The sequence below is a fragment of the Pseudoalteromonas sp. R86517 genome (assembly GCF_042466295.1).
GTDB lineage: Bacteria > Pseudomonadota > Gammaproteobacteria > Enterobacterales > Alteromonadaceae > Pseudoalteromonas > Pseudoalteromonas atlantica.
In genome coordinates this window covers 2,308,172-2,333,328 of record NZ_JAXHCB010000001.1, presented here as the reverse complement: position 1 = coordinate 2,333,328, position 25,157 = coordinate 2,308,172, and the positions used below count along the sequence as shown (strand labels likewise).

Here is a 25,157-nt window from a genome sequence, read left to right as displayed (position 1 = left end):
AAAATCATGAAAACATGCTTACTATTTTCAATGGCTGTATTTAGCGTAAGCTTTCAACTAGCCGCAGCGCAAACGTGTTACGACGGGGCGGATACAACAACACCAACCACTCGCTTCACTCTTAATGACGATGGCACAGTGTTAGATACAGAAACAGGCCTAATGTGGCAACGTTGTAGCTACGGACAAGTTTACGATAGCGACACTGAAACATGCACAGGCTCTACCCCGTCACTTAATTGGCAAGAAGCACTCAGAGGCGCAGAAAACGACACCACTGCCGATTACGACGATTGGCAGGTGCCTAATGTTAAAGAGCTTGCCAGTATTTTAGAGCACAGCTGCACCGAGCCAAGTATTAACGAAGAGGTGTTTTTAGGCACTAAATTGCAAAACTACTGGAGTAATACCTCAGGGGTAAGCACGATGAGCTCAGCATGGGTTTACCAGTTTGATAGTGGGCTTAATAGCTTACATGCTAAAACCAGTGACGTGTATTTACGTTTGGTGCGTTACGAAAACTAAGTAAAATAAAATAGCCAAGCACTTAGCTTTAATACAAACGCGCCGCTAAATTTAGCGGCGCTTTTTTGTTTTACATAAATTTACGTTATTTCAATAATAAAGCGCATACAACGTTGTTACTTTGTCGTTTTTTTTGCCATTATAGGCCGAGTTTTAATGACGAAGGAACATTGCGGTGTATTTAAGCTACTTTGGCTTGAGCGAAAAGCCATTTTCGATCTCGCCCAACCCCCATTATTTATTTTTAAGCGAACGCCACAAAGAGGCACTTGCCCACTTAACCTATGGTTTAGGCGAAGATGGCGGGTTTGTATTGCTAACCGGCGAAGTGGGAACAGGCAAAACCACCATTACCCGCAGTATGTTAGAGCAACTGCCAGAGAACACTCAAGTTGCAATGATCCATAATCCGGCGCTGTCGGAGCTTGAGCTTTTGGCCAGTATTTGTGATGAGCTAAACATTACTTACGATGCCCAAAATGCCACCCTTAAAAGTTTAACCGACATTATTAAGCAGCACCTAGAGGCTAATAACAAAGCGGGCGGGCACACAATTTTAATTATTGATGAAGCGCAGCTCCTTGCCCCCGATGTGCTTGAGCAATTACGACTATTAACCAACATAGAAACTGATCATAAAAAACTGTTACAAATAGTCTTAGTGGGTCAACCAGAGCTTCAGGCATTATTAAAACGTACTGAGCTTAGGCAGTTGGCGCAGCGAATTACAGCACGGTATCATTTATTACCGCTCACCCAAGGGCAAACAGTTGCGTATATAAAGCATCGTTTACATATTGCCGGGTGTGATAAAGGCGTGTTTTCGCTCGATGCTATGCAAGCTGTACATCAGTTAACTGGCGGCATTCCACGCTTAATGAATTTAGTCTGTGAGCGCGCGTTAGTCGGGGCTTTTTCTAAGCAGCAGCTTATTGTTGATAGTGATATTATAAAACAATCAGCCCAAGAATCACTGCCTATGGATTTTGTGGCTGCGCAGAATAATGCGCCTAAATCCACTGGCCGTGTTTATTATTACTTAGCATTTGCTGCTTTGTTTGCAGTAGGTGTTGGCATGTCGTTTATTATATAGTTAGGTAATTTATGTCTTATTTATTAGATGCATTAAAGCAATCTCAACAAGCAGATATGAGCGCCGAGCAATATGATTTGCAGTCAGCGCAGTTAAAACAGCAGCAAGCACTTGCGCGCTATAAAAAAATGGTGTGGCTACTTGGTGGCGCAATTGCAGCATTTATTGCCATAGCGGGTGGCTTTACAGCGGGTAAGTGGTTTCAAAGCAGCGCACTATTAAAAACAAGCCAGCCGGTTGACGTTGTTAGCACTGATAGCAAAAAACAAAAACAAGCTGTAACAGATGAGCCAACTACAGCGCAAAATAAAGCCGAAAAGCCTGTAACATCACCGTCTTCAGAGGCTGAAAAAAATAGTAATAAAGCAACGATTAAAGGGCAGTTGGTGTATGTACAAACACCTACCGGGGTACAAAAAATGTTGCTTACCCCACAAGGGCAGTATATCCCTATTAATGATAATCCGGCGCAGCAGCAACCAGGTTACAATGTGCAAACCCCTATAAATGCTAACGGGTATAATCAAAATGCGTTTAATCAGCAAACTTACAATGCACAGCTACCTAATACGCAAAGCTATAATCCACTTGCTTATAATGCACACGGCCAAAACACGCAATTTATGCAGCCGCAAGCACAAAATACAAGCTCAGCAGGTTTAGATATGAGCAAGTACAAAGTGCTTGGAAAACCACTGAATGGTGAAAATACGCCACACACGCAAGCGCCGCAAAGTAGTCCGGAGCTTGATGCTGTACCGAGTAAATTAAAAGATGCCTTTGCACAAGCGATAAAAGACTCGGAGCAAGAACAAGATTACGAAGTAACGCAGGCCTCACGCAGTTCATCTCGAGTTAAACCGGTTGAGCTATTACCAGATGGTTTACAAGCCATGCTACCAAGCATTAAATACCAAGCACATATATACTCTTCAAGTGCAGATAAACGCTGGATAAAGCTTAATGGCAGAGAGCTACACGAAGGGGAGAGCATAGGGGCACTAACAGTGCGCGAAATTACCCCAGAGCAAAGTGTACTTGATTTTGATGGTTATGAATTCAGTATTAAAGCTTTGCAGGATTGGCCGCAATAAAGCGCAGCTAATAAAGTAAAGCCGCAAAACTGCGGCTTTACTTTTTAACTCAAGGTAAAATAGCGTTTTTGTAAAAGCGCTCTAAATCAATGTTGTAGTCGGTCGGCTTAACAGTTGATTCGAGCTTGTCGGCTGTTTTTTTATTTGCCAAGTTTATATCTTGCATTTCCGTGTAGCGACCGTGTTTAGCACTATAAAATGTTTTAACCACCGGCTTTAAAGGTGTTTCAGGGTTACTCTGCGTAACCAAGCCTACTTTTTGGCTAGATAAGCGCACCAAGGTGCCTACTGGGTGAATGCCAATACATTGGATAAACTTAGTAAGTAGTTCACCATCAAAACTATCAGGGCAACCATCTTTTAAAATTTTAAACGCTTTTATAGGCTCCATACCGGCTTTATATACCCGCTCTGCCGTAAGTGCATCATATACATCTACAATTGACGCCATACGCACGTATTGGCTTATCTCATCACCTTTTTTGGCAAACGGGTAGCCTTTTCCGTCTAAGCGCTCATGGTGTAGGCCGGCAATATCTACAGCAATTCCCGTTAACCCTGCTTCTTCCAAAATTTGCTTAGAATACAGAGCATGGTTTTGCATAATTTTAAATTCGTCATCACTAAAGCGGCCTGGTTTATTGAGTACTTCGTCAGGAATTTTAATTTTTCCTATGTCATGTAACAAAGCACCTGTAGTGAGCTCTACAATAATGTCGCGCTCTATGCCTAAGTGCTTTGCAAAAATACCCATTAAAATAGAAACGTTGATAGAGTGCTCAAGTAAGTAAGCATCTTTTTGGCGCATTTGCGTTAAGCAGGCTAGGGCATCTTGGTTTCTAAAAATAGAGTCCATAAAGCCAATGGCAAGCTCTTTAAAAGGCGCTATGTCTATATCTCTACCCGCTTTAATATCGCCAAAGGCCTTTTGTTGAAGTGTTTTAGCTTCGTCGTAGAGCTTTTTAGCTTTGCCCATTTCTTGTTCGCTACTATGAACTTTAAGCCAAGGGTCGCGTTTTTTAATCTCTGCCTTAGGCGCAGGGGCTTGAGTGTCGGGCTCGGGTGTAGTTAATGTTTTATCTGGATCTATCTCTATTTCTAAAATGCCCGCTTTTTTGAGTTTATCGATACTCGCCTGAGTTTTAACCCAGCCTTGGTTTTTAATTTTAATGCGCCCAGTTTGTTTTGTAACACTTTGAACAAACATGCCAGGCTGTAATTGCGAAATAGAGATAACTTTCAATTTTTTTACTTCTGTAATGGGTCTTTGTTTAAATTAGCATCATTATACGTTGCAGGGTAAAAAAAAAGGCACTTTTAAGTGCCTTTTTTTACATTTTTAGTTAATTAGTACTAGATGGGCTATTCGTCATCTTCTACTAGGGTCATCAGTGAAGTATTACCACCAGATGCGGTAGTATCTATACTGATCGTTTTTTCAGTAATTAAGCGCTTAATTAACGTATCGTAATACTCTGAAGTAATTACTGGCAAAATAGCACCTTTACGCTGTGCAAGTTGTTGGCTGAAGTAACCTAAACGAGACGAACGTGCAGCAACCACCGCACCCGCTAAGTGAGGGTGAGCCAAAATAGCTTGTAGCTGATTAGGTTTTGCAACCTGGAACACGCCCTCAGCAACGCCTGTGGCAATAAACTTATCTTTAAAGGCTACCGCTTCATCGTAAAATAGCTCTGATGCTACCGTAATTACTGTATTACCTGCAGCAAGTGCTGTAATGATTGAAAGCGCCCAAAAGTTAAATGACGTGCTTTTATCTGCATAACATACTACACAACCACGTGCTTCAAGGTGCAAGGTGTTTGATTCACCAGTAGGCCCAGGCAAAGTAGTAAACTTACGCATGTGTTTTTCTAAACGGTTAAGTTGTGCACGCGCTTCTGAAAGCGTTAATGCCAAATCGTCCGCTAGGTCATCAATAATTTCGACCGTTGCTACTTTAGCAAGCAACTGACGAACAGCCGATACACGGTCATTTAACGGTGTTGCACGCCAAATTTTCTCATCGCGCATTGAGTTAGCCATTAGCTTTTCAACTTGCTCGTTTGCACCGCTGTAATGGTGTAAATCAAGCTCATCTGGCGTTAGGTTAGTCATTTGCACGTTATCAGGTGATGCTTTCTCTTTTACTAAACGCTGCAGGTAGTTAGGGCCACCGGCTTTAGGGCCAGTACCAGATAAACCACGGCCACCAAATGGTTGCACACCTACAATGGCACCAATCATGTTGCGATTTACATATACGTTACCCGCACGCGACATTTTAGCTAGGTACTCACAACGCTCTTCAATACGTGAGTGAACACCCATTGTTAAGCCATAACCTGTGTTGTTAATTTGGTCAATCACGTTGTCGATATCATTCGCTTTAAAGCGAACAATGTGCACACATGGACCAAATACTTCACGTTTAAGTACTGATAAATCTTCGATTTCGTATAAACGAGGGGCAAAAAAGTAGGCGCCATTTTCGGTGTTATCAGGGATCTTACACTCGTAATGAAGTGTTGCATTACCTTTTAAGTATTCAACATGATCATTTAGCGTTTTAAGGGCTTTTTCATCAATTACTGGGCCTACATCGGTAGAAAGTAATGACGGGTCGCCAATATGCAGCTCGGCGAGTGCGCCTTTAAGCATTTCAATAATGCCATCGGCTACATCTTCTTGTATAAATAATACACGTAGTGCTGAACAACGCTGGCCTGCACTTTGGAAACCTGAGCTTATTACATCATCAACAACTTGCTCTGGTAGCGCTGTTGAATCCACAATCATACAGTTTTGGCCACCGGTTTCTGCAATTAACGGTACTTGAATATCGTTACGCGCAGCCAGTGTTTGTGAAATCAGTGTGCCTGTTTCTGTAGAACCGGTAAACATAACTGCCTGAATACGCTCATCAGGTACAATTGTTTTACCTACCTCAGAACCACGGGCAATCACCGGCTGTACTACATGCTCTGGTAAGCCAACCGAAAGCATTAACTCAATAGCGCGAAGTGCGATTAAGCTTGTTTGCTCTGCAGGTTTTGCAATAACAGTATTACCAGTCACAATGGCAGCGGCCACCTGACCTAAGAAAATAGCAAGCGGGAAGTTCCACGGGCTAATACATAAAATTACACCGCGTGCTTCAAAGCGCTCATCGCTTGCAAGTTCTTCTGCACGTGCCGCGTAGTAACGACAAAAATCAACGGCTTCACGTACTTCGTCAATACCATCTTGCGCAATTTTACCGGCTTCTTTAATACATATAGCGACGAGCTCGTCGTGGTGACGCTCTAAAATATCTGCCACGCGGCGTAATAAATTAGCACGCTCTTTTACAGATGTTTGTGACCATGACTCAAACGCCGCTTCTGCATTGGCCAAAATGTCTTTCATCTCATCGCCAGATTGCAGTTTAACGTGGCCGATGATTTCGTTGTGATTAGCTGGGTTTTTAACCGCTAAAGCGCCTTCAGGTACTTGGCTTTGATCAATTAAATGCTCGTTAAACCAGCTTTCAAGGTTTTCTTTGAATGGCGTAATTACATTAATATCGGTTAAGTCCATGCCTTTAGAGTTAGCACGTTCATCGCCGTATAAGTCGATTGGCATTTTAATTTGCGTATTGTACTTATTACGTAAACCTTGCAGTGTTTCTACTGGATCAGGTAGTAACGACTCAACTGGTTTAGTGGTATCTACAATGGCGTTTACAAACGATGAGTTAGCGCCATTTTCTAGTAAACGACGCACTAAGTAGGCAAGTAGGTCTTCGTGCTGGCCAACGGGTGCATAAACACGGCATTGAATTTTTTCTTCATTTACGATTTGGTCAAATAAAGATTCGCCCATACCGTGTAAACGCTGGAATTCAAATCCGGTGTTATCGCCTTTAGCAACTTCTAAAATAGTGGCAGCAGTGTAAGCGTTGTGTGTTGCAAATTGCGGGTACAGTACATCGCGTGCTTCTAGCATTCTAATAGCACAAGCTTTGTAAGATACATCGGTAGTTGCTTTACGCGTAAATACTGGGTAGTGCTCTAAACCATCTTGTTGCGTGGTTTTAATTTCTGTATCCCAGTAGGCACCTTTTACAAGGCGAACCATCATTTTACGGCCTACACGAGTAGCAAGTTCAGTTACCCATTCAATAACAAAAATAGCGCGCTTTTGGTATGCTTGTACGGCTAAACCAAAACCTTGCCAGTTACCTAAATCTTCATCGCTAAATACCGCTTCTATAACATCTAACGAAATATCTAAGCGGTCAGCTTCTTCTGCATCAACTGTAAAGCCAATGTCGTACTTTTTAGCAGCAAGCGCGAGTTCTTTCAGTTTAGGTACAATTTCGGCCATTACGCGGTCTTTATGTGTGAACTCATAACGTGGATGAATAGCAGAAAGTTTAACTGAAATACCTGGGCTTTTAACTGGGCCACGGCCATTTGCCGCTTTACCAATTGCATGGATTGCGTTCATGTAGCTGTCGAAGTAACGCTTGGCATCTTTCATTGTGCGCGCGCCTTCGCCTAGCATGTCGTATGAGTAAACGTAGCCTTTTTGCTCTTTTTCAGCAGCGCGTTCAATGGCTTCGTCAATGGTGCGACCCATAACGAACTGCTTACCCATAATTTTCATGGCAAAGTTTACAGATTTGCGGATCACAGGCTCGCCTAAACGACCTATGGTCTTTTTAAGCATGCCAAATTGCTGTTCTTTGGTTTTATCTGTGTAGTTAACCATTTTACCGGTTACTAATAATCCCCACGAAGAAGCATTAACGAATAAAGAATCGCTGCTTCCTAAATGAGAACTCCAATCACCTTTAGCAAGCTTGTCACGAATTAACGTATCTTGCGTGGCTTTGTCTGGTACGCGAAGTAGGGCTTCGGCCAAACACATTAACACTACACCTTCCTCACTAGAGAGTGAGAATTCATTTAAAAGTGCGTCTACACCGCTTTGACCGTCTTGATCTTTTCGAATGTTTAAAACAATCTGGCGAGCTCTTTCCCATGCACGGCTTCGTGCTTTAACACCCACTTCTGCAAGTGGTAAAATATGATCAATAACAGCATTTTCATCAATGCGGTAAAAATCACGAATTTTCTGTCTTGTAGGACAGGTTGTTGTCAAATCGCCATTGAATAACATAAGCAACCCTTAGGAATGTTAATATGTAAATAGTAGAACAAAATTTATGTGCTTGGGCTGTTGAGCTAAAGCAACTTTGCTACCAATAAATTACCAGTGATGTAATGCGTGCATTCTAATTAAATTTCAGCAGAATATGCTGGTTAAATTTCACGATTTACGATAATTTACAGGGCATATTTTCAACTTATCCGTATAAAATTCTGTATGACAAGTCCAAATAGATTACGCCTGCTTGATCGTATCGATTTAGCAATATTAGACGTTCTTCAAAAGAACGGCAGAATTTCTAATGTTAACCTAGCAAAACAGGTTAATTTAAGTCCTAGTCCATGCCTTGACCGTGTAAAACGTTTAGAGCAAGAAGGCTATATAGAAGGGTACTTTGCAAAGCTTAGCGAACAAAAGCTGAATCAGAGCTTAGTAGCGCATGTGCAAGTATCGCTGGTGACATCTAACACGGCTGTTTTTAAAGTATTTAAAGAGCATATACTTAAAATTGAGCAAGTTGTAGAGTGCGATATGGTAGCGGGAGGGTACGACTACCTGCTAAAAATTAGGGTCTCGGATATGGATGAGTATCGACAGGTGCTAGGAGATTTGGTCGATATTCCGGGCGTAGGTACTCACCATACTTACATGGTAATAGAAAAAATTAAGCAGGATCCTGGTTTACGTTTGGATGTTTAAAAACCAAATGCTTATTGCAATACATTACACACACATTAAAAAAGCACCTAAGGGTGCTTTTTTAATGATTAGCCAGCGGCTTTAAACTTAGTTAACCAAGGTTTAGGTTAATTAAGCCCACCCTTCGTAGCGCTTACGGCGCGAAAGTACAACGGTAAGTATAATACCTAAAAACAAACCTATAAAAGCAATAGCGCCACCATAAGTAAGTAGTTGACGTTTTTCTTTTGCAGTTGCAGCTTGTTTTTGAGCACGTTCTTGCTCAAGCGTTGTTTGCAGCTCAGTAATTTGTTGATTAAGCAATTTATTTTGATTAGTTAAGCTTTGATTATGTTCTTGTAACTGAGGTAGCTCAACTTGTGCTTGGCGTAGTTTGTTTTGCACTGTGCTCATTTCGCTACTGAGTGTTTGATACTGCTGATGAAGCCCTGGCGTTTGCGATATAAATTTAGACTCAACCCAACCTTCACGGTCTTTATCGTCTTTTATTTTTATAAAGCCGTTTTCTTCTTTTGATAGCACGGTTAATTTAGTACCCGCATCTACAGAGCCAAGTAAGCGGTAGTTTTTACCTGCGCCAGAGCGCATAAAGGTATATAGATTATCGATTATATAAGCTGAATTTGCATCTGATGAATTGGCTGTTTGAGCTTCTTGTGCTTGGCTTATAAACGAGGTGGCTGTTAAAAGTAGCCCTAGTAAACAGTGTTTTAGCATTTATCTACCTTGTTAGTCTATCCGTGTCCGTTGTGGTTGTGATTGAGATTTTCACATAAGTAGTGAGATAGTATGGATTAAACGCGTTAATAGCAAGGTTGATATTGTAACCCAGTACGGGAGTTGCTCAGCCAAAAAGGTTAAAAAATTTGCAAAATGAGGTGGCTTTGTTTATTTTGAGCACTTATTTATTTTAAAGGTAATCCTCAACCCTAATGGATACTGAGATAGAACTGAAGTTTTTGGTATCAGATGCCGTTGTTCCACTGATCCCCTCGCTAATCACACAATTTGCTAAAACGGTTATTAATAAACCTTCACGTAGTTTGCAAAATGCCTATTACGATACCCCAAGTAGAGAGCTTAGAGCCCTTGATATAGGTTTTAGAACCCGCTGTGCCGACAGTAAATGCGAACAAACAATAAAGCTTGCTGGCGAAGTTGTGGGTGGGCTACACCAACGTCCTGAATACAACTTACCAATTGAATCAAGCCGTCCTGATTTATTAGCATTTAATAATGCTATTTGGCCTCATGGTATGCAAGTAAATGCTATTAGCGATAATTTATATCCTATTTTTAGCACTAACTTTATTCGTCGTACTTGGTTAATAGAAACCCCAAATGGCGCAAAAATTGAAGTCGTGCTAGATAAAGGCGAAATAGCTGCATCAGGTAAGGTTGATATTATTAGCGAGCTAGAAATAGAGCTTGTTGAGGGCAACAGAGACGAGCTATTTGCTTTGGCAGATAAACTTGTTAGCCAAAACTGTATTCGTTTAGGGCTTTATTCAAAAGCAGCTAGAGGCTACCGACTAGCCGATGAAACACCGCTTAAACCAAGTAAGTCTATTGGGTTTGTAAAATTAAAAAAACAAGCAACTCAAGAGCAAGCACTAATAGAAGCCATGAACTTTGGTATTCGTTTTGTGCAAAAACATGAGCAGTGTTACTTTGACAAACCAAGTTTAAAAACGCTCAAACGTGTGACTGATGGCATTAGCTTAATTAGGCATAATTTTTGGTTGTTTGACGATATTGTAAGTAAAGACAGTACTGAGCAATTAAGAACAGAGTTAAAGTGGCTGTTAAGTGAATTAGCCTGGGTTGAAAATGCAATTCAGCTAAAAACTTATACATCTAAACGCCATGCATTTTATAAAAAAATAAATGCAGCGCCTGCATTAGCGCAAGTTATTAACGATTTAAAAGAGCTACAGCCAAGCATTGATGATATTAATGCTTTGTTTCAAAGCGCGCGATACAACCGTTTATTGCTGTCGTTGACTACCTGGTTGGTAGATAAACAATGGCGTAAGTTTTGGGGGCAAACTCAACTACAGGCGGCAGAGCAGCCAGTAGCTAAAATTGCTAAACGTTTATTTAATAAAGATTGGCAAAATTTAGATAAGCTACTTCCTAAAGAGCAAACGCTTACAGCACAAGATTATTTAAGCTTACGCACCCAATTAGAAAACAGCTTATTAAGCGGTAATTGCTTAGGGTCATTGTTTGACAAAGAAGAGCGCTTAGAATTTAGACTACCGTGGCTGGATATTTCTCATGGTATGTACGAGCTCAGCACGCTGGAATATTTAAAGCAGCTTTGCGGCGGGCAAGAAGACGAGCAATTGGCTAAAATTCAACAGTGGCTAGATCAAAAGTCAGATTACTTAGTAAGTGCAATGGAGCAAAGCCGTTTAGCGTCTTTTGATATAGAGCCGTACTGGCAGTAATATATTTAAGCAGGTGTGTATTGGCGCCTGCTTTTATCTTTTTGTTGAAACTTTCTTAAACCTCCTTAATTAAATAACCTCTTAATTTCTACGTAATAAAAATGGTGCGTTAGTCACTCGTTAACTATGCTTATAGTCATAAACCTACAACGGTAAGACTAATATGAACTGTAGTGTTGTTTTGCTTTTTTTATTCAATAGTATGGGTGTCTATGCTCAAACCTTTACTTTTGGTGTAGTTCCGCAATATGAGCCTCAAAAACTCACTGCAATATGGCAGCCCTTTCTTAATAAAGTAACCGAAAAAACAGGCGTGCAACTACAGCTTGTTACCGTGGAATCAATCCCGGTTTTTGAGCAAGGTTTTGCAGATGGCGATTACGATTTTGCTTATATGAACCCATGGCATAGTGTGATTGCTTTCGACAAGCAAGGCTATTTACCGATAGTGAAAGATGCTGCGCGCCATTTGCAAGGCGTATTAGTGGTCAATAAAAACAGTAATATTGAATCCGTTGAGCAGCTTGAAGGCGCCGAAATTGCTTTTCCTGCGCCTAATGCATTAGGCGCTTCTTTATTAATGCGGGCGGAGCTTGCCCTATTATATGGCTTAACAATAAAGCCTGTGTATGTACAAACGCACTCATCTGTTTATTTAAACGTGGCACTTAGCGCATCGCCTGCCGGCGGCGGGGTAATGGGCACATTAAAGCAACAGCCTCAAAATTTGCAGCAAAAGCTAAAAGTTATTTACAAAACGCGTAAGGTTAGCCGCCACCCCATTGTGGTTCACCCTAGAGTAAATAATCAGGTACAAGCGCAAGTTCAACAAGCAATTATAGAAATAGGGAGCGACCCTAAACAAAAACACTTATTAGCGGGTATTCCTATAATTAACCCAAGTAAAGCAAGCATTGACGATTATAAACAATTAACGCAATGGGGTTTACGCTCGTTTTATGTTGAAAATTAACTGGTGGCGCAGCCTAAGGGTTCAAAGCTTTATTGCGGTAATGGCATTTGGCTTTTTATTAATATGCTTATTTATTTTTTACGCTTTGCCAGAGCAAGCTAGGTGGGTAAACAATGGCCTTTCGAGCGCAGCGCAGCGCTCTTTACAGCAACTATCCACATCAATAAAAACCCCTTTATTAACTCGCCAATACGCACAGCTTTATGAGCAAATAGACGCGCAACTTAATACAAACCCTAATTGGAAAGCAATTAGAGTAGTAGAGCCGACTACAGGTAATCAGTTATATCCTTTAGATGAGTGGCAGCTGTTAGCGCAGCAGGGCAATGTTACGTTAAATGAGCACATTACTTTTTTAGATAAACCTTTGGCTGAAATAACGTTAGTCGTTAATTTTGAAGACAAAATAAACGAAGCGGCTAAGCTACATTACACGTTAATTTATATTCAGTTTTTTATACTTGTGGTGTTTTTTATTGGCTTAGCTTGGTTGGTCGATTATAGAATTACCAGCCCTTTACGGGCGCTCGAAGTCGCCTTTTCTAAACTGGCTAAAGGGAACTTTGACTGCCACGTTAGCGTTCAGCAAAAAAATGAGATTGGCAGCGTCATAAATGCATTTAATAAAATGGCCGGTGAGGTTGCTACTAATCATCAAAAAGTAAACGCACTGAGAATTCAAGCCGAGTCGGCCAGTAAGGCTAAGTCTGACTTTATGGCGAGTATGAGCCATGAGCTTAGAACGCCGTTAAATGCGATTTTAGGGTTAGCGCAGCTTTATCAATATGACAGTAAAGCAACCGAGGTACACAAAGACAATGCGCAAAGTATTTACCAAGCTGGGGAGCATTTACTTTTACTAATAAACGACGTGCTAGATTTAACTTCTATTGAGTCGGGGAATATGCAGTTTAATTTTGAATATGCCCCCGTGAAAGACATGCTACAGCATAGTATTGAAATGGTGAGCGAACTTGCCAGAGTTGAGCTTGTTACTATAGATACTCACAATATTGACTCCCTTGAAGGTATTTACTTATATGTAGATAAGCGCCGTTTTAAACAGGTACTGCTTAATTTACTTTCCAACGCAATAAAATATAACAAAGTGCGAGGTAAAATAGATATACGCTGCGAGATTGCTGATTCAAGCCGCTGTAATATTGATATTGAAGACACTGGGTGCGGTTTTTCAGAAGATGATATTTTAAGGCTTTTTAAACCCTTTGATAGACTAGGGGCAGAGACCAGTAAAACACATGGTACGGGCATAGGTTTAGTTATTACTAAAGAGCTTGTAGAGCGTATGCAAGGGCAGTTACAAGTAAATAGCCATATAAATAAAGGCGCGTGTTTTACCATTAGCTTTAATAGTTTTAAAGAAAGCGCTTTAACCACTATACAAGCTGATGAGCCGATAAATCACCCCAGCAGTGAGCCTGCAAACTCAGCCACAGGTAAACTCCCAGTATTAAATGTGCTGGTGGCAGAAGATCAACTGACTAATCAGCAGGTTTTAAAGCAGCAACTGACCATGCTTGGTGTTAATTCAACGTTTGCAAATAATGGCGAGCAGGCCTGGCAAATGCTCCAAGATAAGTCCTTCGATATGCTACTTACCGATATTCAAATGCCGTTGCTAAATGGCCTTGAATTGGCTAAAAAAATCCGAAAAAATACACAGTTCAATGAGCTCATAATTATTGCTGTTACGGCCAACATAATGGAAAAAAACATTCAAGATTGTTACAGCGCTGGGATGAACGGTTTTTTAACTAAACCGATAGAGCTTGAAAGCCTAAAAGCACTGTTGATGAAACACTCGCAAGGCATTGTTCCTTCGCATACACAGCCGCTGCAAATCACAGCGCAAGCAAGCTCTATGTACAGTCAATTAGATATGCCTTTATTGTTTTCGATGTTAGGAAAAGATACGCATGTACATTGTTTAGTCTTTCAGGCGTTTTTACAGACCGCTTATGAGCAAGTTAAATTAATTGAAGCATATACACATAGTTTAAATTATGCCGATTTATCTTTTCAGGCGCATGGTTTAAAGTCATCTGCTAAATCGGTTGCAGCGTTAAAGTTAAGTGATACCTGCCAGCAGATAGAAATCTTAGCCGCGCAAAATAAGGTCGATGAAGCGTTATTATTTGCACTACAAACAGGATTTAATGAAGTGGTTACACAGTTAAAAGTGTACTGTAATAAACATGAGGCATCTTCGTAATGCCTCATGTAATGGCCCTTTTAATTAATATTTAGCGGCCTGCCCTTTAGCGGGTAGGGAGCTTAAAATGAAGTCGCGTAAGTCGTTATTAGAAAGCTTAAGATCTTCATGTCGTAGGTACATCATATGGCCGCTGCGGTACCCTTTAAAGCTTAACCTTTCTTTCATTTTACCACTTGGGTCAAGCTGCCATAACGTGTATTTAGCATCAAAGTAATTTGTTGCGCCATCGTAGTAACCCGCTTGAATCATGACGTTTAAATACGGGTTTTGCGCCATCGCTAAACGTAAGTTTTCGCCGGTATTATTTTTGCTGCGATCCCATGGGTGAACATTGCCAAATAAGTTGTATTTTACATCCGTTTTATAGTTGAGCTCTTCACGCAGGTAATAGTTAATTGCAGGCGTAAATGAGTGCAGCCAAGAGGTAAGCTCAGCCCAGTAATCAGGTGATTCGCCAGCATCGCGTTTATCAATACCTAAATAGCGCGAATCTAGACGTCCGACAGTTTGTCCACGCTCACGTAAAAGTTCCTTCCAAAAAAACCGAGTGGGAATATCTAAGTTGTTTTGCGCTACAAACTGCTCTGAAAGGCCTGCATATTCGGCCATTTTCTTTATTATTTGGTGTTTTTTATCGGCATCGATAAAGCCACCTTTCGCGAGGGCAGGAATAAGCTCATTAATAGTGAACTGCTCTACTTCGGGTAAAAGTTCATTGAGATCTTTTTCTTGCAAGTTTTTATTCAGTGCTTTGTGATACCACGCAGTTGCAGCAAAATAAGGTAAGCGATTAGCCGCTTTTATAGGGCCGTCGCGTTTTATACCAATATCGGTCGGCGATACTAATACCACCCCATTAATGTACATCCATTGACTGTTTTGTAGTTCATGGGCAAGGCCTGATACACGAGTAGTGCCGTAGCTTTCTCCAATTAAAAACTTAGGTGAGCGCCAGCGCTCGTTTCGGTTAACAAAGGTATTTAGCCATTCAGCTAAGTATTTTATGTCGGCATTGACACCAAAAAAGTGGTCTTTTTGTTGCTCTTTCGAAAGCATTTCACCTTTAGCGTTTTCTACTACGCGTGAATAACCTGTATTTACCGGATTTACATAAACAATATCTGCTACATCTAATACTGAGTAGGGGTTATCTTTTACGCCATAAGGCTGAATGGGGTAGCCTTCGTCATCAATTTTTAATACGCGTGGGCCAGTATAGGCTAAGTGCATCCATACAGATGCAGAGCCAGGACCGCCATTAAACGATATCAGTAATGGGCGAGCTGCGGTGTTATCGACTTTATCTCGTGTGTAATAGGTATATTGTAATGTGGCAATGGTATCGCCATTATCATTCCACACCGGCTGAGTGCCTGTTTTAACGGTGTAGCTAAAGCGTTCACCATTAATTTTTGCTTTATGCTTAGTGACTACGTGGCTATCAATGTCTATTTTTCGTTGGTTTTCTGCTGTTGCAGTACTGCTAAGCAATACGATGGCAAGCGCTAAGGTGTAACGAGTTAATTGGACAAGCTTCATTGTCGTTCCTTATTTTTGTTTAGATGCTATTTAAAATAAAAAACACACAAATAACAAAAGTATTGAGATTAATGGTCGATAATACTGGTTAAGTCTAAACTTATACACGGCGTGTTTGTTTATTTAGGGTTAATTTATCCTAGCGTGTTTAGCTTAGCTAAAAAATCAAGTATATTTGGTCGGCTTTGTATTTGAATTAAATACAAGCCTTGCGCTTACATTAATGGACCTAGCCTACTTACTGGCTACATAAACAGAACTTTACTGGATGTTTTTCATAGCTTGTCGCTTCAGTGCAAGTTTAAGTACGTAAAATAACAAGATTAAAGAGAAGTTTATGCAAAGAGTATTAGTGGTTGAAGACAGTAAAGTAGTGCAGCAGGTGCTACGCCACTTAACGGCTCAATATTTAGATGTCGCTGTCGATTTCGCATGGTCATTAAATGAATGCCAAGACTATATTGAGAAACATAAATACTCGCTGGCTTTAGTTGATTTAACTTTGCCTGATGCACCTAATGGCGAGGTCGCTAAATTTACACTTTCACACGCCATTCCTACTGTGGTACTTACCTCAAAAATTGATGAATATAAGCGCCAACAAATGCTAGAGCTTGGTGTTATTGATTACGTAATAAAAGACAATCGCGATTCATACCATTACGCTATCAAGTTAGTAGCTCAGCTTTTGAGAAATCAAGGCTGTAAGGCCTTGGTTGCTGATGATTCGGTGTTAAGCCGCTCCTTAATGAAGCAAATGCTAGAAAAGCAATTATTTGATGTAACCGATGCGCAAGATGGTCAGCAAGCACTCGAAATAATAAAAAGTAACCCTAATATAAAATTGCTCATGACCGATTATGCGATGCCATTAATGGATGGCTTTGAACTGGTTAAAGCGGTGCGTAATTTTAGAGGGCGCGATGATTTGGCCATCATTGGGCTTTCGGGTGCCGGTAAGCATGGGTTATCGGCTCGGTTTATTAAATACGGTGCCAACGACTTTTTAACAAAGCCATTTATGAATGAAGAGTTTCATTGTCGTGTTATGCAAACAATGGAGCAGTTGTCACTGATTGCGGATATTAAAGAAAGTGCTTACAGAGACTATTTAACGGGTATGTATAACCGCCGTTATTTTTACCAATATGCAGAGCAACTATTAAAAAAACAACAGCAAAATACGCTTGCATTACTCGATATAGATTTTTTTAAAAATATTAATGACACCTTAGGCCACGAAGCGGGCGATCAGGCACTAAAGCAGGTAGCCACGTTAATTAAAACTACGTTTTCTAAGTTTACCGTTGCGCGGGTGGGCGGCGAAGAGTTTGCCATTATATTAGATGATATAGACACGGCGCGTGGGCGAGAGTACTTAGAAGGCTTTAGAAAAAAACTCGCTAAACATGAGTTTTTAATCGATGAAAAACCGTTTTCTATCACCATCAGTATTGGTGTTGCTGATTTTCAAAACACTGATTTAACTCAGGCCATGCGCATCGCAGATGCGGCCCTTTACGAAGCCAAAAACAATGGCCGAAACTGTGTTGTGTAAATATAAAAAATAACACTAATTACAAGCTAGTAGGGCATCACTTTTGGTGATGCACCAATGTAGCTAAGTTGTTAAAAAAGCGCACCTTGATGGTGCGTTTTTTTTGTTTTAAATTTACTATTTACGTTTATCTTATTGATATTAAGTGTTTTTTAATAGTGGCACAAAGGTTGGATTATGTAAGCCAACAGGATAACAATAAAGCGTCCGAGGGGGCCACTATGAAAATGATTAGTGCAATCATAAAACCATTTAAATTAGATGATGTGCGTGAAGCGCTCGCTGATTTAGGTATTGAAGGGATGACCGTAGTTGATGTTAAAGGTTTTGGACGTCAACGAGGCCATACAGAGCTGTATCGTGGAGCAGAGTATCAGGTAGATTTTATTCCTAAGATCAAACTTGAAATTGCTACTCGTACTGAAAATTGCCAACGCGTAGTTGAAGCAATTACCAAAATTGCATCAACAGGCAAAATTGGTGACGGTAAAATTTTCGTGTACGACTTAGATCAAATTGTGCGTATTCGTACGGGCGAACTTGATGAAGAAGCAATTTAAGGGGGCTGATTAATGGAAAACACAATTGTAGAACTCAAATTTTCACTCGACACCTTTTATTTTCTGGTGTCGGGTATATTAGTAATGTGGATGGCAGCAGGTTTTGCCATGTTAGAAGCGGGTTTAGTTCGCTCTAAAAACACCACTGAAATTTTAACTAAAAACGTGGCGCTGTATTCTATCGCATGTACCATGTTTTTATTAGTTGGCTACAACATCATGTATGTAGACAACGCTGAAGGCGGCATCATCCCTTCAATTGGCGCATTAATTGGCACGCAAGCGGCCGATGCTGACCACTCTTTAGAATCTGACTTTTTCTTCCAAGTAGTATTTGTTGCAACGGCTATGTCGATTGTATCGGGTGCGGTTGCTGAACGTATGAAGTTATTTGCTTTCTTAGCATTTGCAGTTGTTTTAACTGGCTTTATTTACCCAATAGAAGGTTACTGGACATGGGGCGGCGGTTTCTTATCAGAAATGGGCTTTGTTGATTTTGCAGGCTCTGCCATTGTTCATGGTGCTGGTGCTGCAGCTGCTTTAGCAGGTGTAATTTTACTTGGCGCTCGTAAAGGTAAATACGGTAAAAACGGTGAAATTTACCCAATTCCAGGCTCTAACCTACCACTTGCTACATTAGGTACGTTTATTTTATGGATGGGTTGGTTTGGTTTTAACGGTGGTTCGCAATTACTTCTTTCAGACAAAGAAAATGCAACCGCTGTAGGTCAAATTTTACTTAACACCAATGCCGCAGCGGCAATGGGTGCAATTGCTGCACTGTTTGTATGTAAAGTGTTATGGGGTAAAGCTGATTTAACTATGGTACTAAATGGCGCATTAGCAGGTTTAGTTGTTATTACAGCAGACCCACTTTCACCATCTCCATTAATGGCGTGTTTACTAGGTATTTTAGGTGGCTCACTGGTTGTATTTAGCATTGTAGCTCTAGATAAAGCGAAGATTGATGACCCAGTAGGTGCTATCTCTGTTCACGGTGTATGTGGCGCGCTAGGTATTATGTTAGTGCCTGTATCTAACGGCGATGCAAACTTTGTAACACAGCTTATTGGTTTAGTGACTATTTTAGCCTTTGTTTTTGTAGCTTCATTTATTGTGTGGGCTATTTTAAAGCAAACTATGGGTATTCGCGTAACCGAAGAAGAAGAGCTAAGCGGTATGGACCAACACGATTGTGGTGTTGATGCTTACCCTGAGTTTGTATCTGTTCGCAGTAACTAATATTAAATAGATTAATCATTGTGTTCACAAAGCCCTACCTTGGTAGGGCTTTTTTTCGTTTCAGGGAAGGTTAACTTTTCAGGTGTTAGGCTATACCCAATATGCTAAGCTCACACTCGTGAATAAACCTTGGAATAAATTACACTTAAATGGCTGACAACAAAAAAACACCCAGTAGTAAAACCACTCCTAAGCGTGCACCTAAAGCAACCAGCTCGCCACGTAAAGCTAAATCAAAAACGACTAAAAAAACGTCAAATACTGTTGCTAAACACTCATTTATGCGAAAAACATGGTCTGTTTTTTGGAAATTGAGCTTAGCTGTTTTTATTGCTATGGCCATGTATCTTATTTATTTAGATTCAAAAACAACACGTATATTTGAAGGTAATAAATGGCAGTTACCTGCCCAAGTATACGCACGCTCAATGGAGTTTTACCCAGGGCAGTTTTTATCTAGCCAAGAGGTTGTGTGGGAGCTTGAGCGCCTCAATTATTCATCAGTTAATAGGCTAAGCCGCACGGGGCAGTTTGTAAAAACAGCCGATAGCATAAAAATTTACCGACGTGATTTTGAATTTTATGATGGCCTTGAAGAATCGCACATTATTGAGCTACGTTTTGCGGGGCAAAAGGTAGCAACCATTAAAGATAAATTTGGCAGACGCCTAAACAGCGCTCGCCTAGAGCCTGTGCAAATAGCCCGTATTGGAAATGATTCAAAGCAAGATAGAGAGTTTGTACCGCTTGATAAGTTTCCGCCTATGTTGAAAGACACGTTATTAGTGGTAGAAGATCGGGATTTTTACCAGCACCATGGTGTGTCGGTATTTTCTATTTTGCGCGCGCTTTATTCAAATATTAAAGCAGGGCGTACCGTGCAAGGTGGTAGCACCTTAACGCAGCAGCTTGCAAAAAATATATACCTAACGCGTGAGCGTTCTTTAGTGCGTAAAATAAATGAGGCATTTATTGCGCTTATTCTAGATTACCGTTATTCAAAAGATCAGATTTTAGAAGCTTATTTAAATGAAGTTTACCTAGGTCAGTCTTATAACCAAGGCGTGCATGGCATGGGCTTGGCCTCTGAGTTTTATTTTTCAAAGCCTGTTGATGAGTTGGAATATGACCAAATAGCGCTGCTGGTGGCGATGGTCAAAGGGCCTTCGTATTACAATCCTCGACGCTATAAAGAACGCACTATGGAGCGTCGCGATCTAGTACTGCGCTTAATGGTTGAAAACAAGCTACTAACTACAAAAGAATACCGTGCATCACTTAAACGCCCAATTGATATAGCGCCTATGAAAGCAAGTTTACAAAAGTCATACCCTGGCTTTTTAGAACTTGTAAACCGTGAGCTTAAGCAGTTATTACCTGATCAAAAAACACTAGATGCTGGGGTTCGTGTATTTACTTACTTTGATTTGCAAAAACAAACGGCGATGGAAGAGTCCATTCAAAAAAGTTTACCGTATTTAGAAAAACGCCCTAACACCGATAAACTCGAAGCAGCCATGATCTCAGTTAATGTAGAAAAAGGCGGTGTGTCGGCTTTAGTGTCGGGGCGCGATGTTCGCTACTCAGGTTTTAACCGAGTGCTCGATACTAAACGAAATATTGGCTCTTTAGTTAAACCCGCGGTGTACTTAACAGCCTTGCAGTTACCACATTATAACTTAGCCACATTACTTGATGACTCCCCTGTGCAGGTAACAAATGAGCAAGGTAAAGTGTGGCAACCTGAGAACTTTGATCACCAATACCGAGGTGCATTGCCACTTTATAAAGCCTTTAGTAACAGTATTAATATTCCTGCGGTAAATTTAGGCCTAGATGTAGGTGTTGATAAAGTAGCAAATACGCTCAAAGGATTAGGCGCAAAAGGTAATATTGATGAATACCCCTCGCTGCTACTTGGTGCTGTAGAAATGTCGAGTTTTGAGGTTGCCCAGCTTTATACCACTATCGCAGCAGATGGCGAGTATAGAGAGCTTACCTCTGTATCTGCGCTAACAGACTCGGTAGGTAACGTTTTGTATAAGCATAAAGTTAAGTCTGAGCCGCGCTTTGCAAAAGACGCTGTATATATGACTAAATATGCCATGAAGCGAGTAACAAAGGACGGCACCGCTAAGCGTTTAAATTTACACTTTCCATCAATTCAGCTTGCCGGTAAAACAGGCACTAGTAATGATTTACGTGATAGCTGGTTTGCAGGGTTTGATCAAAACACAGTGACCGTTGCATGGCTTGGTAGAGACGATAATAGAAGCACCGGTTTAACAGGGAGTGTGGGCGCGTTAGAAGCTTATATACGTTACTTAAAACCGCTCAACCCTGAAGCAATAGCAGATACACGCCCGCCATCAATAAGATGGGCTTTCGTCAATGAAAGAACGGGTTTACAAGCACCGCCCGGATGCGGAAAAGTCATTCAGTTACCACTAAGAGCCAGTGAGTTTGAACCTAGGCCGCAGTGTATACGCTAATAAAATGAAACCTTAATAATAAAACCGCTAACTCAGCGGTTTTATTATATTTGCTTCACTATCTAGCAATCAAAATTTGAAACTAAATAAATTTTAATTACTTTTATTAGCTTATTTTTTAGAAATAAATTAAAAAGTAGTAAGTATAATTAGAGTAAAATAGCACTTTGCGAGATTAAAAATAAGAGCCTTGTAACGAGTATGTTAATAGTTTAATTAACTGAATTGTTGTTAATTAACGGCCTGTTTTTGTTTCTTTAAATTAACATTGAGAATCTTATATTTCACAAATAAACATGTAAAAATAAATTTAAGTTGTTGTTTTTAAATTATTTTTATTTATATTTCATCTTTATTTAATTAACATATTTACAATTTGTACCCTTTTGTTACCCTCTGTATGCATTTTGTATAAAGTGCAAAAATAATTATAAACTTAACAGGGATAAGAGTATGAAAAATATTTTCAAAAAAAATCTTACGGCAATAGCGGTTCTCGCTTCACTAGGTGTAGCGCTTCCAGCAGTGGCATCTGATGTTGTAGGTTCTATCGATAATATTTCTACTACAGCAGGGTATACCGTAACAGTAAAAAATCCTGCAACAGGGTTAGAAAGAACATTAAATATTTCTGAAGACGGTTCATTTCGATTTGCTTCATTGCCTTCAGGTAGCTATCAAATACAAATCTTAAAAAACGGCGCCGTTGTAGCTGAAGATAGTGTGCGCGTTTCATTAGGTGCTAATGCAAAAGCGAGCTTTGATTTAGCACAAGTCAGTGAATCCGGTCCTGAAGTAATTCAAGTATTAGGCGCTCGTATTTCTTCGATTGATTTAACAACTGCCGATTCTGGCCTAGTTATTACAGATGCTGAAATAGACCGTATGCCGATAAATAGGGATCTTACCTCGGTTGCATTGTTGGCTCCAGGAGCTGTTAAAGGAGACAGTGCTTTTGGTAATACTGCGTCGTTTGGTGGCTCATCAGTAGCTGAAAATGCATGTTATATTAATGGCTTAGAGGTTACTAATACCCGCCAAGGCCTTGGATGTGGTGAAGTGCCGTTTGAGTTCTATGACCAGTTCCAAGTTAAAACGGGTGGTTACTCTGCCAAATTTGGCCGCGCAACCGGTGGTACCATAAATACAACTACTAAAAGTGGTACAAATGAGTGGGAATTTGCGGCAGTTGTGCAATTTCAACCAGACTCTTTGCAAGAAGAGGGAAGTATTTCTCGTGGTAACAATGGCGCAGGTCAAATATTTAGAGATGAAAGCTTAGACACTGATAGCAAAACAGATGTGACTATTTCTGCTGGTGGTCCTCTAATTGAAGACACGTTGTTTTTCTATGGATTAATTAACCCAAGAGATACTGAGTCTACATACACGTGGGGTGGAGATGAATTTTCGCCAAACGATCAATACCGTAATGAATCAGCTTCTGGCGGCGATAATTTATTTTGGGGCGGTAAGCTTGATTGGGATATTAATGAAAACCATAGGTTAAGCTACTTTGCTTATTCTAATCGTCGTGATATTGAGCGTTCAGTATACGAATACAATAACGGAACTGTGGGCGATCGTATCGATGGTGCCATTTTAAAGCGTGGTGGTGAAGCGCAAAGCTTAAGTTATACGGGTGTTTTAACCGAAGACCTAGTTGTTACTGCTATGGCTGGTAATATTAAAACAGAATATGAAACGCAATCAGAAAACTTGGTTTGTCCATCTATTACCGACTCTCGAGGTACTGCTAATCCAATCACTGGCTGTGGTGCAGGCGGTAGCTTTGGTGCCAATAATGATGAAAATACCCAATATCGCTTAGATGTTGAATATGTATGGAATGACCATGAAATAACATTTGGTATCGATTACCAAGAGCGTAAGTCTGAGAATATAAGTAGTCCTATTGGTGGCCACAGCTATGATTACAGAACTCTTGCAGATAATGGTAGTTGGCAAGCCGATAATGGCGCACTAACAAATAACACTGGTGCAGCGCTTGACTATGTTGAAGACCGTATCTTTGATGGTGGCGGCAGCTTTGAATCAGAGTTAACAGCTTACTACATAGAAGATCAGTGGCAAGTAACAGAGGATTTCTCAGTTAAAGTTGGCTTACGTATTGATGAGTTTGATAGCTGGGGTACGACTGGTAAGTTACTAACTAGCTTTGAAACAGATATTGCACCTAGACTAGGCTTCACTTGGGATCCTACAGGTACAGGCGACACTAAAGTTTATGGTACATATGGGCGTTATTACTTACCCGTAGCCAATAATACTATTTTTAGAGCCGCATCAGGGGTTAGTGATATAACCACAGCTTATACGTATACTGGTGTTGATTCACAAACTGGCGCACCAACAGGCCTAACGCCATTAGCTGACACGCTTGGGAATGGTGGTATTCAAAACTCACAGCAAGTGAGTGGTGTACCGGTTATACCTGAAAAAGATATCTTCCAAGCGCAAGAGGCTGATCCATTCTCTAAAGATGAATATATTATTGGTATACAGCAAGCTTTAAATGATGAATATACAGTAGGTGTTAAAGGTATATACCGCGAAGTTGCAACAGCATTAGATGACTACTGTGGGCGATATGCATACCCTTACTGCGTAATGATAAACCCTGGCGATTCGTCTAGCTGGTACAGTGACGGTTACTACTGGAATGGAACCGATTGGGGAGATTCATCATTCAATAACGACGGTGTTCCAGATAGTGGTTCTTTAACTACCTATTCAGCAGAAACAATAGGCCTACCTAAAGCAAATAATGAATACACCGCTGTAGAGTTTAGCCTTGACTATAAAGCTGACACTATTCGTTATCAGTTTGGTTATACATGGGCTAGAAGTGTAGGTAATTTTGAAGGTGCTGTTAAATCAGATATTGGTCAAGCTGATGCGGGTATTACCCAAGACTTTGACTTCCCAGCAGTTATGGATGGATCACAAGGTTATCAACCTAATGACAGACGCCATACATTTAAATTCTTTGGTAGTTGGGAGCCAATGGAAGACTTAACTGTAGGCTGGAATGCTACTTTACAAAGCGGGCGTCCTAAGAGCTTATTTGGTCAAGGCTATCCATCTACCGATCCAAATTTAAATGGCGGTTGGGGTGATACTTTCTACATTTATACTAATGAGTGTCCAGATACAAATGGCAACGGCGACTGTGATCAAGATGAGAAAATCTATGAAAAACATAGCCGAGGCACAAATGGCCGTACACCTTGGGTATTTAACTTAGATTTATCTGCTGCATATGATTTCACAGTATCTGATATCGACATGCGTGCATCGGTTAATGTATTTAACATTTTCAACTCGCAAACAGAGTCATCACTGAATGAACACTATGAGCAAAATGAAGGTGAAGTAAATGCGTACCATGATGCTGCATACTCTTGGCAAACACCACGTTACGTTCGTATAGGTTTGGAAGCTCGCTTTTAATACTTATTAATAATTAACCTTAAAAACCCTTCTTAATCGAAGGGTTTTTTGTAATTTAAAAG

The 25,157-nt window shown here is 40.5% G+C and carries 16 protein-coding genes; 12 read left to right on the top strand and 4 right to left on the bottom strand.

What is annotated here, in order from left to right; all coding sequences use genetic code 11:
- Positions 1-6 precede the first annotated feature (6 nt).
- The 3 genes from SJY38_RS10490 (at position 7) to SJY38_RS10480 (ending at position 2,712) form a co-directional block, all read left to right on the top strand.
- Positions 7-525, top strand: a complete 519-nt coding sequence (locus tag SJY38_RS10490; protein ID WP_248442955.1) for a DUF1566 domain-containing protein — start codon at positions 7-9, stop codon at positions 523-525.
- 175 nt (positions 526-700) lie between these two features.
- Positions 701-1,618: an ExeA family protein gene (locus tag SJY38_RS10485; protein WP_024034318.1), complete on the top strand. Its 918-nt coding sequence runs from the start codon at positions 701-703 to the stop codon at positions 1,616-1,618.
- A gap of 11 nt (positions 1,619-1,629) precedes the next feature.
- Positions 1,630-2,712, top strand: a complete 1,083-nt coding sequence (locus SJY38_RS10480; protein ID WP_377109718.1) for a general secretion pathway protein GspB — start codon at positions 1,630-1,632, stop codon at positions 2,710-2,712.
- A gap of 49 nt (positions 2,713-2,761) precedes the next feature.
- Here SJY38_RS10480 and SJY38_RS10475 read toward each other — a convergent pair whose 3' ends face one another.
- Positions 2,762-3,955, bottom strand: a complete 1,194-nt coding sequence (locus tag SJY38_RS10475) for an HD-GYP domain-containing protein (RefSeq protein ID WP_377109717.1) — start codon at positions 3,953-3,955, stop codon at positions 2,762-2,764.
- Between the two features lie 119 nt (positions 3,956-4,074).
- Positions 4,075-7,878 (bottom strand): bifunctional proline dehydrogenase/L-glutamate gamma-semialdehyde dehydrogenase PutA, encoded by a 3,804-nt coding sequence (gene putA / locus SJY38_RS10470; RefSeq protein ID WP_024034315.1) that lies wholly within the window; start codon positions 7,876-7,878, stop codon positions 4,075-4,077.
- A 207-nt stretch (positions 7,879-8,085) separates the two neighbouring features.
- Between putA and SJY38_RS10465 the strand changes: the two genes are divergently transcribed.
- Complete coding sequence (locus SJY38_RS10465) at positions 8,086-8,568, top strand: winged helix-turn-helix transcriptional regulator (protein WP_004587169.1); 483 nt, start codon at positions 8,086-8,088, stop codon at positions 8,566-8,568.
- Positions 8,569-8,679: 111 nt separating this feature from the next.
- Here SJY38_RS10465 and SJY38_RS10460 read toward each other — a convergent pair whose 3' ends face one another.
- Positions 8,680-9,285 (bottom strand): TIGR04211 family SH3 domain-containing protein, encoded by a 606-nt coding sequence (locus tag SJY38_RS10460; protein WP_024034313.1) that lies wholly within the window; start codon positions 9,283-9,285, stop codon positions 8,680-8,682.
- Between the two features lie 215 nt (positions 9,286-9,500).
- On the opposite strand from SJY38_RS10460, the gene SJY38_RS10455 reads away from it, so the two are divergent.
- The 3 genes from SJY38_RS10455 (at position 9,501) to SJY38_RS10445 (ending at position 14,227) form a co-directional block, all read left to right on the top strand.
- Positions 9,501-11,021 carry a CYTH and CHAD domain-containing protein gene (locus SJY38_RS10455; RefSeq protein WP_024034312.1) on the top strand — a complete coding sequence of 507 codons (1,521 nt, stop codon included), beginning with the start codon at positions 9,501-9,503 and terminating at the stop codon, positions 11,019-11,021.
- A gap of 163 nt (positions 11,022-11,184) precedes the next feature.
- Entirely contained in the window at positions 11,185-11,994 is an 810-nt protein-coding gene (locus SJY38_RS10450; RefSeq protein WP_377109716.1) for a phosphate/phosphite/phosphonate ABC transporter substrate-binding protein, read from the top strand.
- Positions 11,981-14,227 (top strand): ATP-binding protein, encoded by a 2,247-nt coding sequence (locus SJY38_RS10445; protein ID WP_377109715.1) that lies wholly within the window; start codon positions 11,981-11,983, stop codon positions 14,225-14,227. The genes SJY38_RS10450 and SJY38_RS10445 overlap by 14 nt, the downstream gene beginning before the upstream one ends.
- A gap of 24 nt (positions 14,228-14,251) precedes the next feature.
- Here the strand turns inward: SJY38_RS10445 and SJY38_RS10440 are convergent, their stop codons facing one another.
- On the bottom strand, positions 14,252-15,769 hold the full coding sequence (locus tag SJY38_RS10440) for a S10 family peptidase (RefSeq protein WP_377109714.1): 1,518 nt from the start codon (positions 15,767-15,769) through the stop codon (positions 14,252-14,254).
- A 337-nt stretch (positions 15,770-16,106) separates the two neighbouring features.
- Between SJY38_RS10440 and SJY38_RS10435 the strand changes: the two genes are divergently transcribed.
- The 5 genes from SJY38_RS10435 to SJY38_RS10415 all read left to right on the top strand — a co-directional run bounded on the left by SJY38_RS10435 (position 16,107) and on the right by SJY38_RS10415 (position 25,095).
- Positions 16,107-17,327, top strand: coding sequence for a response regulator (locus SJY38_RS10435; RefSeq protein WP_029773860.1), 1,221 nt, complete (start codon positions 16,107-16,109; stop codon positions 17,325-17,327).
- A gap of 221 nt (positions 17,328-17,548) precedes the next feature.
- The gene (locus tag SJY38_RS10430) at positions 17,549-17,887 is read left to right on the top strand and encodes a P-II family nitrogen regulator (protein WP_004587162.1); all 339 of its coding nucleotides are present in this window, start codon (positions 17,549-17,551) and stop codon (positions 17,885-17,887) included.
- 12 nt (positions 17,888-17,899) lie between these two features.
- A complete protein-coding gene (locus SJY38_RS10425) occupies positions 17,900-19,129 on the top strand; it encodes an ammonium transporter (RefSeq protein ID WP_154945526.1) in 1,230 nt (409 codons plus the stop codon).
- A gap of 149 nt (positions 19,130-19,278) precedes the next feature.
- Positions 19,279-21,621 (top strand): penicillin-binding protein 1B, encoded by a 2,343-nt coding sequence (gene mrcB, locus SJY38_RS10420; RefSeq protein ID WP_377109713.1) that lies wholly within the window; start codon positions 19,279-19,281, stop codon positions 21,619-21,621.
- Between the two features lie 453 nt (positions 21,622-22,074).
- Positions 22,075-25,095: a carboxypeptidase regulatory-like domain-containing protein gene (locus SJY38_RS10415; protein ID WP_377109711.1), complete on the top strand. Its 3,021-nt coding sequence runs from the start codon at positions 22,075-22,077 to the stop codon at positions 25,093-25,095.
- Positions 25,096-25,157 lie beyond the last annotated feature (62 nt).